This is a genomic window from Caulobacter sp. (genome assembly GCF_035254145.1).
Classification (GTDB): domain Bacteria; phylum Pseudomonadota; class Alphaproteobacteria; order Caulobacterales; family Caulobacteraceae; genus Caulobacter.
The window spans coordinates 1-12735 of the sequence record NZ_DATFAV010000148.1; the positions used below are offsets into that span (position 1 = coordinate 1).

At 68.7% G+C, this 12735-nt stretch carries 10 protein-coding genes and 1 pseudogene; 5 read left to right on the forward strand and 6 right to left on the reverse strand.

Annotated features, from left to right (window positions below; all coding sequences use genetic code 11):
• Nucleotides 1-2233, forward strand: a 2233-nt coding sequence (locus tag VJ655_RS08775; protein ID WP_324110687.1) for an ATP-dependent helicase, incomplete at its 5' end; no start/stop codon positions are given.
• 71 nt (nt 2234-2304) lie between these two features.
• Here VJ655_RS08775 and arr read toward each other — a convergent pair.
• The gene (gene arr, locus VJ655_RS08780) at nt 2305-2709 is read right to left on the reverse strand and encodes an NAD(+)--rifampin ADP-ribosyltransferase (RefSeq protein ID WP_324110688.1); all 405 of its coding nucleotides are present in this window, start codon (nt 2707-2709) and stop codon (nt 2305-2307) included.
• 159 nt (nt 2710-2868) lie between these two features.
• Between arr and VJ655_RS08785 the strand changes: the two genes are divergently transcribed.
• From VJ655_RS08785 to VJ655_RS08795, 4 genes and pseudogenes are all read left to right on the forward strand, one after another.
• Nucleotides 2869-3354 carry a hypothetical protein gene (locus VJ655_RS08785; RefSeq protein WP_324110689.1) on the forward strand — a complete coding sequence of 162 codons (486 nt, stop codon included), beginning with the start codon at nt 2869-2871 and terminating at the stop codon, nt 3352-3354.
• Nucleotides 3355-3393: 39 nt separating this feature from the next.
• On the forward strand, nt 3394-4260 hold the full coding sequence (locus VJ655_RS08790; RefSeq protein ID WP_324110690.1) for a 50S ribosomal protein L11 methyltransferase: 867 nt from the start codon (nt 3394-3396) through the stop codon (nt 4258-4260).
• Between the two features lie 16 nt (nt 4261-4276).
• Nucleotides 4277-4385, forward strand: a pseudogene (locus tag VJ655_RS21070) (hypothetical protein); the annotation flags it as partial.
• Between the two features lie 43 nt (nt 4386-4428).
• A complete protein-coding gene (locus VJ655_RS08795; RefSeq protein ID WP_324110691.1) occupies nt 4429-6240 on the forward strand; it encodes an aminopeptidase P family protein in 1812 nt (603 codons plus the stop codon).
• A 142-nt stretch (nt 6241-6382) separates the two neighbouring features.
• On the opposite strand, the gene VJ655_RS08800 is transcribed toward VJ655_RS08795, so the two are convergent.
• The 5 genes from VJ655_RS08800 to VJ655_RS08820 form a co-directional block, all read right to left on the reverse strand.
• Nucleotides 6383-6799: a DUF2147 domain-containing protein gene (locus tag VJ655_RS08800; RefSeq protein ID WP_324110692.1), complete on the reverse strand. Its 417-nt coding sequence runs from the start codon at nt 6797-6799 to the stop codon at nt 6383-6385.
• A 119-nt stretch (nt 6800-6918) separates the two neighbouring features.
• Entirely contained in the window at nt 6919-7554 is a 636-nt protein-coding gene (locus VJ655_RS08805; protein WP_324110693.1) for a 3'-5' exonuclease, read from the reverse strand.
• Nucleotides 7530-9881 (reverse strand): NAD-dependent DNA ligase LigA, encoded by a 2352-nt coding sequence (gene ligA / locus VJ655_RS08810; RefSeq protein ID WP_324110694.1) that lies wholly within the window; start codon nt 9879-9881, stop codon nt 7530-7532. The genes VJ655_RS08805 and ligA overlap by 25 nt, the downstream gene beginning before the upstream one ends.
• Nucleotides 9882-9968: 87 nt before the next feature.
• On the reverse strand, nt 9969-11666 hold the full coding sequence (gene recN, locus VJ655_RS08815; protein ID WP_324110695.1) for a DNA repair protein RecN: 1698 nt from the start codon (nt 11664-11666) through the stop codon (nt 9969-9971).
• Nucleotides 11667-11749: 83 nt separating this feature from the next.
• Complete coding sequence (locus VJ655_RS08820) at nt 11750-12682, reverse strand: outer membrane protein assembly factor BamD (protein WP_324110696.1); 933 nt, start codon at nt 12680-12682, stop codon at nt 11750-11752.
• Nucleotides 12683-12735 lie beyond the last annotated feature (53 nt).

Below are 12735 nucleotides of genomic sequence, written 5' to 3' on the forward strand. Positions count from 1 at the left end.
CGGGGCCGGCACCGGCAAGACCCGCGTGCTGACCACGCGTCTGGCCCACATCCTGGCCACCGGCCGCGCCCGTCCGTGGGAGCTCTTGGTCGTCACCTTCACCAACAAGGCCGCGCGCGAGATGCGCGAGCGGATCACCCATATCATCGGCCCGGAGGCCGAGGGCCTGCGGTGGCTGGGCACCTTCCACTCGGTGGCCGCCCAGATCCTGCGCCGCCACGCCGAACTGGTGGGGCTGAAGTCGAACTATACGATCATCGACACCGACGATAACGAGCGGCTGCTCAAGCAGCTGATCGAGGCCGAGAACATCGACGCCAAGCGCTGGACCCCGCGGATCCTGTCGCAGATCATCGACGGCTGGAAGAACCGCGGCTGGACGCCGGACCGCGTGCCGACCAGCGAGGCCGGCGAGTTCGCGGGCGGCAAGGGCATCAGCCTCTACCGTCAGTACCAAGAGCGGCTGCGCATCCTGAACGCCTGCGACTTCGGCGACCTGCTGCTGCACAACATCAGCCTGTTCACCGGCCATCCCGACGTGCTGGAGGATTTCCAGCGCCGCTTCAAATACGTGATGGTCGACGAGTACCAGGACACCAACGTCGCCCAGTACCTGTGGCTGCGCCTTCTGGCCCAGGGGCGCCAGAACGTCTGCTGCGTCGGCGACGACGACCAGTCGATCTACGGCTGGCGCGGGGCCGAGGTCGACAACATCCTGCGGTTCGAGCGCGATTTCCCTGGCGCCAAGGTTGTCCGGCTGGAGCGCAATTACCGCTCGACCGAGCACATCCTGGCCGCCGCCTCGGGCCTGATCACCACCAACAAGGGACGCCTCGGCAAGACCCTGTGGACCGAGGCCAAGGGCGGCGAGAAGGTCAAGGTCAGCGGCGTCTGGGACGGCGAGGCCGAGAGTCGCCTGATCGCCGACGAGATCGAACGCGCCAAGAAGGCCGGCCGCAAGTACAGCCAGATGGCCATCCTGGTCCGGGCCAGCTTCCAGATGCGCGCCTTCGAAGAGCGCTTCGTGATGCTGCAGATCCCCTACAAGGTGGTCGGCGGCCCGCGCTTCTTCGAACGGGCCGAGATCCGCGACGCCCACGCCTATCTGCGCCTGATCCAGTCGCCCGACGATGATTTGGCCTTCGAGCGCATCGTCAACACGCCCAAGCGCGGCATCGGCGACACCAGCGTCCAGAAGCTGCTGCAGATCGCGCGCCTGGGCGGGATTTCGACCACCGAGGCCGCCCGCCAGATCATCCTCAGCGACGAGCTGCCCGCCCGTACGCGCACCGCGCTGTCCAACTTCATCCGCGACCTGGACCGCTGGCGCTCGCTGGTCGGCTCGGTCCATCACCAGCGCCTGCTGGAGACGGTGCTGGAGGAGAGCGGCTATACCGACGCCCTGCGCCTGGACAAGGGCCCGACCAGCCAGACGCGGCTGGAGAACCTGAAGGAACTGGTCCAGTCGATGGGCGCCTTCGACACGCTGGAGGCCTATCTGGAGCACGTGTCGCTGGTCATGGACCTGGACCGCGAGGCCACGGGCGACGCCGTCTGGATCATGACCTTGCATTCGGCCAAGGGCCTGGAGTTCCCGCTGGTCTTCCTGCCCGGCTGGGAGGAAGGCGTCTTCCCCAGCCAGCGCAGCATGGACGACAAGGGCGAAAAGGGCCTCGAGGAAGAGCGGCGCCTGGCCTATGTCGGCATCACCCGGGCCCGCGAGGAGGCTCGGATCAGCTTCGTGGCCAACCGCCAAGTCTATGGCCGCTGGACCAGCCAGCTGCCCAGCCGCTTCGTCGACGAGCTGCCGCTGGCTCACGTCGATGCGGCGTCCGAGACCGGCTACTACGGCGGCGGTCCCGGCATGCAGTCGACGGCCGCCTCGCGCTGGGACGATCCTGGAACCAGCGCCTTCCAGGCCGGCAGCTACGACAGCCCGGGCTGGAAACGCGCCCAGGAGCGAACCTCGGGCTTTTCCGAACGCGGCGGTTCGTGGCGCGGGAACAGCGGCGTCCGCGCCGGATCCTCGGCCCGCGCCGCGCCCATCGAAGGCGAAGGCCGGCTGGTGGCCGTCTCGGCCCCGAGCAACAGCGCCTATTCACGCGGCGATCGCGTATTCCACGTCAAGTTCGGCTACGGCAAGGTCGCCGGCGTCGAGGGCAACAAGCTGACCGTCGCCTTCGACAAGGCCGGCGAAAAGAAGGTCATCGACAGCTTCGTCGAGAAGGCGTGAGGCGATCCTGCGGCGCCGAGGGTCAGCTTCGCCTCCCCTTCGGCGCCTCGTCACCTTCCCGGCAAGGCCTCTCAGTCCTCGATCGCTTCGACGCCAAGGCGGTCGAGTTCAGCCAGACCGGCCTTCATCGCCTGGAGTTGCTCTGGAGAATGCCCCCGCCAGTGAACGACCTCGCCGATGATCCGCAAGGGATCGCGGGTGCGGTACGAGCGGGTGGGATTGCCTGGAAATTTCCGGTCGGTCAGGTTGGGGTCGTCTTCCAGCGGCCCCGTGGGTTCGACGACATAGATCCGGCCGGGGCCGTCCCCAACAGCCAACTCCGCGCCCCAGACGGCCGCGTCCAGGGTGGCGGTCAGGTAGACATAGGCCGCCGACCTTCGTTGGCCATAGTTGGACGCATAGCCGATCCCGAGCAAATCGCCCTCTTTCAGGTCCGCCTTGGCGCCGTGAAAGAATGACTGCGCGAATGGTGTCATCGATAGACCCTTTCGAAAGCGGGAAACCCGCGAAGGGCGCTTAAAACGGCGCATAATTCGCCGCCCGCCAATTCTTGAACTGAAGTTTTTCAGCCCCAAATCCCCTTCAGGCGTTCCGCGGCGAGCGAACCAAAAGCGGTTGTCGCGCGCTATGGCGACATGGAGCGCCTCGATCAGATAGTCGGCCGCCTGAAGGCCTTCGCCCTCACCCGCCCCGTTTCCTATGGCGCGCCGGTCTGCGCTCTGGTGGGCGTTCTGGCCGGGCTGGCGATGAAGACCGGGCCGCAGGAAGGGCCCTATGAGCCGGAGATGGACAGCGTCCAGACCCGCTACGAGGCCGCCGCCGAGCCGATCGCCTGGCCGGCCGGCAAGGTTCCAGACTACGTGATCGGCGTGGACTTCCTCAAGACAACGCAAGCGCCGCCGGTCGAATACGCGGTCTACGAGCCGCCGCCACCGCCAGACTTGCCGCCCTATGTTCCCGCCGAGCACGGACCGGCAACGCCGCCACCGCAAGCCGACGCGCCGCACTGGGCGTCCGAGCGCGGCGACATCCTCGACGTGTCCCTGCCCGAGGACCAGCCCCGGCAGGCGGCGCCGACGGTGCTGGCCGACGCCGCCGCCACGGGCATGACGACGCGCTGAAGGCTCGCTTTTCGCGCCCGTTGGAGCTAACAGGCGCCCATGACCGACTATACGCCCCAGCAGATCGTGGCCCGCGGCGCGCGCGCCGAAGCCGAGACCGCCGCCGACGCCATCGATAATCACCCCGGCCTGGAAGGCGCCACCTACTCGATCCTGGAAGAGGACGAGGACAAGGGCGTCTGGCGCATCGACGCCTTCCCCACCACGGACGAGGAAGACCAGGGCCTGATGACCCTGCTCGCTCAACACGACCTGAAGGTCACGCGCGACACCTTGGCCGACGCCGACTGGCTGGCGATGGCGCTGTCGGGTTTGCCGCCGGTGCGGGCGGGCCGCTTCTTCGTCTATGGGATGCATGATCGGGGTCGCCTGCCGGCCAGCACGATCAACCTGCGCATCGAAGCCGGCGCGGCGTTCGGCACCGGCCACCACGGCACCACCGTCGGCTGCCTGCAGGCCTACGATCGCCTGATCAAGGCGCGCAGGTTCAACAAGGTGCTCGATGTCGGCGCCGGCACGGGCCTCCTGGCCATCGCCGCCGCCCGTACGGGCACGAAGCTGGCCGTCGGCACCGATATCGACAAGCCGTCCGTGCGGATCGCCAAGGAAAACGCCGAGGTCAACCGCGCCAACGCCCGGTTCGTCCACGCCTCGGGTCTTGGCCACCGCCTGGTCGCGGAAAACGCGCCCTACGACCTGGTGTTCGCCAACATCCTGGCCCGGCCGCTGATCGGCCTCGCCCAGGACATCAAGCGCGCCCTGGTTCCCGGCGGCACGGTGATCCTGTCGGGCCTGCTGCGCACCCAGGAACGGATGGTCAAGGCCGCCTACCTGTCGCGCGGCTTCAAGGTCGTCAGCCGCATCCACCGCGACGCCTGGGCGACGCTGGTGCTGCAGCGGCCTTAAGCGTGAACCAATCCTCCCCCTAGCGGGGAGGTCGCCGAAGGCCGGCGGGGGAAGTGCTTGAATGCCTGCCTCTTCCCCCTCCGTCGTCTCTTCGAGTCGACACCTCCCCCGCTAGGGGGAGGATTTGAACGTCTTCCCTGCGCGCTCGGACGGGCCTAAATCCTCCCCATGCGCCAGACCTTCGACGAATCCACCGATCCCTCCTTCGGCCCCAGGCACGTGCCGCTGATCCGCGCCGCCATGGCCGCCCAGGGCCTGGACGGCTTCCTCGTGCCGCACGAGGACGAGCATCAGAACGAATACCTTCCCGCCGCCAACGATCGCCTGGCCTGGGCCAGCGGCTTCACCGGCTCGGCGGGCGCCGGCGTCATCCTGAAGGACCGCGCCGCCGTGTTCGTCGATGGCCGCTACACCCTTCAGGTCCGCGAGCAGGTCGATCAGGGCGTCTTCGAAATCCGCGACCTCGTCGAGGGCGGCGTGCCGGCCTATCTGGAGACCGTCCGCAAGGATGCGGTGATCGGCTATGACCCGCGCCTGCACAGCCCCGCCGCCCTGGACGGCCTGAAGGCCGCCGTCCACCGCGCTGGCGCGGTTCTCAAGCCCGTCGCCGCCAACCCCGTCGACCAGGCCTGGGGTGAGGCGCGTCCCGCCCCGCCGATGGCGCCGGTCGTGCCGCAGCACGTCGAATACGCCGGCGAGGAGTCGAGCTCCAAGCGGGCGCGCGTCGGCGCTTCCGTGGCCGCCTTGGGCGCGGAGGCCGCGGTGATCACCGCCCCGGCCTCGATCGCCTGGCTGTTCAACGTGCGTGGCGGCGACGTCATCCGCTCGCCCCTGCCGCTGTCGCAGGCCATCCTGAACGCCGACGGCACGGCCCGGCTGTTCATCGAGCCGGCCAAGGTCACCACCGAACTGCCGGCCTGGCTGGGCAACCAGGTCTCGCTGGAGACGCCGGACAAGCTGGCCGAGGCCCTGGGCGATCTTTCGGGCAAGAGCGTCCTAGTCGATCCCGGCCAGTCCTCGGCCTGGTATTTCGACACCCTGGCCGCGGCCGGCGTGAAGATCGTGCGCGCCATGGATCCCTGCACCCTGCCGCGCGCTTGCAAGAACGACATCGAGCTGGATGGGACGCGCGAGGCGCACCGGCGCGACGGCGCGGCGCTGACCCGTTTCCTGCACTGGCTGGCCACCGAGGGGCAGGTCAGCCCGCCGGACGAGAAGGAGGCCGTCGCCAAGCTGGAGGCCTTCCGCGAGGCCACGGGCGTCCTGAAGGACCTAAGCTTCGACACCATCGGCGCGGCCAACGGCCACGGCGCCCTGCCCCACTATCGTCCGACCGAACGCAGCAACGAGCGCGCCAAGCTGGGCTCGCTGCTCCTGGTCGACAGCGGCGGCCAATATCTGGACGGCACCACCGACGTCACCCGCACCGTGGCGATCGGCCAGCCGAGCGCCGAGATGGTCCAGCGCAACACGCTTGTCCTGAAAGGCCACCTGGCCATCGCCCGCCTGCGCTTCCCGGCGGGAACGACGGGGTCGGCGATCGACGCCCTGGCGCGGATGGCGCTGTGGGCCCACGGCCTCGACTACGACCACGGCACGGGCCACGGCGTCGGCGTCTATCTGGGGGTTCACGAGGGTCCGCAGCGAATTTCCAAGGCCCCGAACACCATCGCCCTGCAGCCGGGCATGATCGTCTCGAACGAGCCCGGTTACTACAAGGACGGCGAATACGGCATCCGGATCGAGAACCTGGAGGTCGTCATGCCGGCCGAGGACGTTCCCGGCGGCGACCGGCCCATGCACCGTTTCGAGGCGCTGACCCTGGCGCCGATCGACCGGCGGCTAGTCGACAAGTCCCTGCTGACCGCCGAGGAGGTGGCGCAGTTCGACGCCTACCACGCCCGCGTGTTGGCCGAGATCGGACCGCGGGTGGAGGCGGATGTGCGGGCCTGGATGGAAGCGGCCTGCGCGCCGCTGTAAGTCCGACCGCGGCGATCCAAATCCTCCCCCTGACGGGGGAAGTGTCGGCTCGAAGAGACGACGGAGGGGGAAAAGGCCGGCTCAGCAGCGCTTCCCCCTCCGGCGCTTCGCGCCACCTCCCCCGCTAGGGGGAGGATTGCGGCTACCGCAAACGCGTCCACTTCTGCGTCTTGCACAGCGGGGCGACGATGCAGCCCTTCAGCTTCAGCTCGTTGTCGCTGAGCAGTTCGATCGTGCCCGAATAGATGCCGCCATCCTCGGGATTATAGACCTTGCCTCCAGTCCACTTGGTCGGGCCGCCGGTGAAATCGTACAGCATCTGGAGGTTCTTCAGCGGGCGGCCGCGCTGGGCGGCGTCCTTGTTCTTGGCGTCCTTGCGACCAGGATCGGCCTTGATCGGGTCCGAAGTCACCAGCTTCCCGCACAGGCTGTTGCCGCAGCGGGCGATCTCGACCTGGCCGCCATTGCTGGGCGTGGCCCACAGGCCGGTGACGTCAGCGGCGAAGGCCGAGCCCGACGCAAAAGTCAGAGCGGCGGCGATCATGGCGGTGCGAAGCATATGTTTCTCCCTGGTGCGCGGCTGAAACGCGCGTTTGGGTCCCTCGTTGCGTGATCCGCCCACTCAGGACAAGACCGAAGGCGAAAACGAGGCGGCTTTTTGGGTTGCGGCGATGCGTCTCAGCCGCGGAAGGCTGGCCGGCGATACCTCGGCGCCCCCTTGGGCGGCGTGTAGCCGTCGGAATCCAGCCGACCCAGGGTCATGCCAAGTCGTCCAGGCAGGTCGCGCACATGCGGGAGGTTGTTCAGCGACGCCGCCGCCAGGGCCACCCGCCCGCAGGCATAGGCGTCGGCCGCGGCGTCGTGGTGGGCGAAGTCGACGCCCAGGTGGCCGCAGACCACGTTCAGCTTGTGCGACGGCAGATCCGGCCAGACGCCGCGCGCCACCTGCACCGTGCACAGATAGTCGAAGCCAGGCGCACGGACATCGTAGTGCTCACAGGTCCGGCGGATCACGCTGACGTCGAACGAGGCGTTGTGGGCCAGGACCAGCGCGCCCTCCAGCTCGGGCCGCAGGCGCTCCAGCACATCCGGCCATTCGTCGGCGTCCTCGACATGTTCGGGTCGGATGCCATGGAACGCCATGTTGAACGCGGCGAAGCGATTGCCCGGCGGGCGGATGTAGTGGTGCTCGATCCGCGCCACCTCTCCGTCCTCGATCCAGGCCAGACCGATCGAGCACGGGCTGGCCCGCTGCTCGTTGGCGGTCTCGAAGTCCAGGGCGATGACCTTCATGAGGCGACCATGGCCAGCCATTCGTCCTCGGTCATCACCTGGATTCCGAGTTCCGTCGCCGTCTTCAGCTTCGAGCCCGCGCCGGGCCCGGCGACGACGAGGTCGGTCTTCTTGGAAACCGAGGAAGCCACCTTGGCGCCCAGGCTCTCGGCCTGGGCCTTGGCCTCGTCGCGGGTCATCTTCTCCAGCGCGCCGGTGAAGACGATGGTCTTGCCGGCCACCGCCGTGTCGGTCTTCGGCTTCTCCACCGGCTGGATGTCCAGCTCGGCGACCAGGCTTTGCACCTTTTTCCGGTTGTGCGCCTCGGCGAAGAAGCGGGCCAGCGACTGGGCGGCGACGGGTCCGACGCCGTCGATGGCCGCCAGATGCAGATAGTCGTCGCCCGGCGCGCCCGAAGCGGCCTCGGCCAGTCCCTCGGCGAAGGCGTCCCACGTTCCATAGCGCTGGGCCAGGGCCGCGCGGGCGGGCTTGGTCAGCTTGGGGACCGCGTGGCCGATCTTGATCTCCAGGTCGTCGCTCATGGGCCAGGGATCGGCCATGAGACCGCCCTTCCCCGCCTCGACCAGACTGTCCAGGGCCTTGGGTCCGACACCCGGCGCGGTGGAGAGCTCCAGATAGGTCTCGCCGGGCAGCCCCTTGGCCGCGGCCTCGGCGGCATGCTGCAGGTCCTCGAAGCGATCGAAGTTGCGGGCCAGCACGGTCGAGGTCGTCTCGCCGATGTCGCGCGCGCCAAGACCATAGATCATCCGATCCATACCGATGACACGGCGCGCCTCGATGCCCTTCACCAGATTGTTCACCGAGGTCTCGCCGTAGCCGTCGCGTTCCCGCAAGGCGGCCAGCTTCTCCTCGTCCCGGGCCAGCTTGAAGATGTCGGCGGGCTCGGTGATCCAGCCCTCGTCGAAGAAGGCCTGGAGCTGCTTCTCGCCCAGGCCCTCGATGTCGAAGGCGCGGCGCGACACGAAGTGGCGCAGGTGCTCGACCCGCTGGAACGGACAGGCGAACTCGCCGGTGCAGCGACGCACCACCGACTCCTGTCCCGAGGCGGTGACTTCACGGGCCAGAGGCGTCTTCAGCGGACATGGGCAGACGTGGGGGAATTCGTATTTCGGCGGCGCGGGCTCCGGCCGCGCGTCCAGCGCCACCTCGACGATCTGCGGGATCACGTCGCCGGCGCGCTGGACCACCACGGTGTCGCCGATCCGTGCGTCGAGCCGCTCGATCTCGTCGCCGTTGTGCAGGGTGGCGTTGGTCACCACCACGCCCCCGACCGTCACCGGCTTCAGCCGCGCCACCGGCGTGATCGCGCCCGTCCGCCCGACCTGCAGGTCAATGGCCTCGAGCACCGTGCGGGCCTTCTGGGCCGGGAACTTGCGAGCGATGGCCCAGCGGGGCGAGCGGGAGACAAAGCCCAGTCGCCGTTGCAGGTCCAGGTCGTCGACCTTGTAGACCACGCCGTCAATGTCGAAGCCCAGGGTCGGGCGCAGCGCCTCGAACTGCGCATAGACCTCCAGCAGGCCGGACGCGTTCTCGACGCGACGCGCGGGCGGGGCCGTGGTGACGAAGCCCCAGGCGCGCATCGCCTCCAAGGCGCCCCACTGAGTCTGGGCGAACGGTTCGCTGAAAAAGCCCCAGGCGTAGCCGAAGAACCGCAGCGGCCGCTGGGCGCTGATCGCCGGCTCGATCTGGCGCAGCGAGCCGGCGGCGAAGTTGCGCGGGTTGGCGTAGGTGCGCTGGCCAGCCGCCTCGGCGGCGGCGTTGAAGGCGGCGAAGGCCTCCAGCTCGACATAGACCTCGCCCCGGATCTCGATCACGTCGGGCCAGTCCGAGCCTTTCAGCCGGTGGGGAATGTCGGCGATGGTGCGCAGGTTGGCCGTCACGTCCTCGCCGGTCTGGCCATCGCCCCGGGTCGCGCCCTGGACCAGCACGCCCTTCTCGTAGCGCAGCGAGGCCGAAAGGCCGTCGATCTTGGGCTCGGCGGTGTAGGCAAGGGTCTCGGTGGAGGACAGCCTGAGAAACCGCCGGACGCGCGCGTCGAACTCCTCGGCCTCCTCATTGGAGAAGGCGTTGTCGAGGCTCAGCATCGGCACGCCGTGGCGCACCGGCGCGAACTGCTCGGCCCGCGCCGCGCCCACCCGCATCGACGGAGAATTGTCGCGCACCAGGTGCGGAAAGCGGGTTTCAATGTCGAGGTTCCGCCGCTTCAGCGCGTCGTACTCGGCGTCGCTGATCGTCGGGTTGTCCTGTTGGTGGTAGGCGATGTCGTGCGTGGCCAACATGTCGGCCAGCCGCTCCAGCTCCTCGACGGCCTGGGCTTCGGTGAGATCGGCGACGGGGATCAGGGACACGGCGGCGAATCCGGACAGGCAAGAACGAGGCGAGACGTTAGCAACCTCACCCTGACCGTGGGAGTCAGCGATGAGCTGCCCTGCGTCCTAGGCCATCAACGCGCGGGCCGCGGCCCTCGCCGCCTCGGTCACTTCGGCCCCCGACAGCATGCGGGCGATCTCTTCCTCGCGGTGGGCGGGGGTGAGCGGCTCGACCTTGGTGCGAGTCGAGGTCTCGTCGCCAGACTTGGAAATCCGCCAGTGCGCGTCGGCGCGGGCGGCGACCTGAGCCGAGTGGGTGACCACCAGGACCTGGGCGTTCTGGGCCAGGCGCTTCAGGCGCAGGCCTACCGCGTCCGCCACGGCGCCACCGACGCCCTGATCGACCTCGTCGAAGATCATCAAGGGCTGCGGGCCGACGCCACGCCCGGCCAAGGCCGCCTTCAGCGCCAGGGCGAAGCGCGCCAGTTCGCCGCCCGAGGCGATGGCCTCCATTGGCCCAAACGGCGCGCCGGGATTGGTCGAGATCTCGAAGGCGATACGGTCGAGGCCCGTGGGGCCGGCGCGATCCTCGGCCAACGGCTCGAGCGCGACGCGGAACCTGGCCTTCTCGAGTTTCAGCGGCGCGAGCTCCGCCTCGACGGCCTTGGCCAGGGCGTCGCCGGCTGCGCGGCGCTCGGCCGACAAGGCTTCGGCGGCGTAGAGATAGGCCTCGCGCGCCTCGGCGGCCTCCTTGTCGGCCGCCTTGAGAGCGTCTTCCGAGGTCTCGATCGCCTGCAGGCGGGCGGCGAACTCGGCGCGCTTGGCCGGCAGGTCCTCGACCAGCACGTTCAGCTTGCGGGCCATGCCGCGCAGGGCGAACAGTCGCTCCTCGGCCTTTTCCAGGCGGTCAGGTTCGAACTCGAAGCTCTCGGCCAAGGCGTCGATGGCGGCGCTGGCCTCCTGGGCCTCGACGATGGCCCGATCGACGGCATCGCAGGCCGCCGAGAGCCGGGTCATGGCCACGCCGTCGGCGGGCGCCCCGGCCTGGAGGGCGCGGTCACGGGCGCGCTCAAGCGCCCGATAGGCCTGGGCCAGTTTGCCCGAGAGGCTGTCGCCGCCGAGGGCGTCCTGGGCCGCGGCGATGTCGGTGATCGCCTTCTCGGCCGAGCTGAGCAAGGCCCGCTCCTCGGCCAGCGCCGTCTCCTCGCCCTCGCGCGGGTCCAGGCGATCCAGTTCGGAGAGGCGGAGAGTCAGTTCCTCGGTCTCGGCGGCGGCGCGACCGGCCAGATCGCGTAGGGCGTCGGCCTTCTCGCGCGCCGCGCGCCAGGCGCTCCAGGCCGCGCTGACCGCCGCGACGGAGACGCCGCCGAACGCGTCGAGCAGGCCCCGATGGGTCTTGGGATCGAGCAGGCCGACCGTCTCGTGCTGGCCGTGAACCTCGAGCAGCAAGCCGCCCAGATCCTTGAGCACGCCGACGCTGGTGGCCTGGTCGTTGACGAAGGCGCGGCTGCGGCCGTCGGGCGAGAGCTGGCGGCGCAGGACCAGATCCTCGTCGCGACCATAGTCCAGGCCCTTGTCGTCGAGATAGGCGAAGGCTGGATGGTCGGCCGGCAGGGCGAAGATGGCGGTCGCCGAGGCGTGGCCCTCCGCCCCGCGCCGCACCAGCCCGGCGTCGGCGCGCGCGCCAGTGGCCAGCCCCAGGGCGTCTAGAATGATCGACTTCCCCGCCCCGGTCTCGCCGGTCAGCGCGGTCAGGCCCTCGCCGATGGCGAGGTCCAGGCTCTCGATGAGCACGACGTCACGGATGGAAAGGCCGATCAGCATGACGCGCAAGATCGCCGGGAATCAGAGTTTTTCAAAGCGCCAAGGTGGAACGAAACGGGATCGCCCATCGGATCCCGTTGTCATCACATGCCCAGGACGCCCATCAGGCCGCCCTTTTTGGACTTCTTCTCGCCCGGCGGGGGCAGGGTCGCGTCCTTGTCCTTGGACAGCAGACGCTCCAGCGCATTGCGCTTGGCGCCGGCCTTCAGCGGCTCGACGGCGGGCTTGAGGCCGTTATCGTTCAGCAGCTTGTAGGCGTCGGCGTACCAGCGATCGCCCGGGAAGTTGTAGCCGAGCACCGCGCCGTTGCGCTTGGCTTCGTCGATCAGGCCCAGGGTGAGATAGGCCTCGACCAGGCGATACAGCGCCTCGGGCGTGTGCGAGGTGGTCTGGTGACGCTCGATCACCGCCTTGAAGCGGCCGATCGCGGCGAGGGTCTGGCCGTTCTTCAGATAGTAGCGGCCGATGGCCATTTCCTTGCCGGCCAGCTGGTCGTTGACCATGTCGATCTTCAGGCGGGCGTCGGTGGCGTATTCCGTGTTCGGATAGCGCTGGACGACGTCGCGCAGGGCGCCGAGCGCCTGCTCGGTGGCGGCTTGGTCGCGGTTCACGTCGACGATCTGCTCGAAATAGCAGATGGCCTTCAGATAGTAGGCGTAGTTGGCCGACGGATTGCCGGGATACAGCGAGATGAACCGGTCGGCGTCGCCGATGGCGTCATTGTAGTTGTTGCCCATGTAGTGGGCGTAGCCGGTCATCAGAATCGAGCGGCGCGACCATTCCGAATAGGGGTGCTGGCGCTCGACCTCGCGGAAATAGTCGACGGCCTCGTTCCAGTTGCCGCGGTCCAGGCGGTCCGCGCCCGTGGAATAGAGCAGTTCGACGGGACGCTCTTCGTAGGCGAGGCTCGGCTTCTTGGACTTGCCGGCGCAGCCCGCCACCGACACGGCGACGAGAACAGCGGCGATAGTGACGGCCGAACGTCCCGAGAAATTACGAAGCACGGAGTCTCTCACCCTCGAAGCAAACGTGCGCCCCTGCGCCGTGCAAGGCTTCTACACCACGCCGC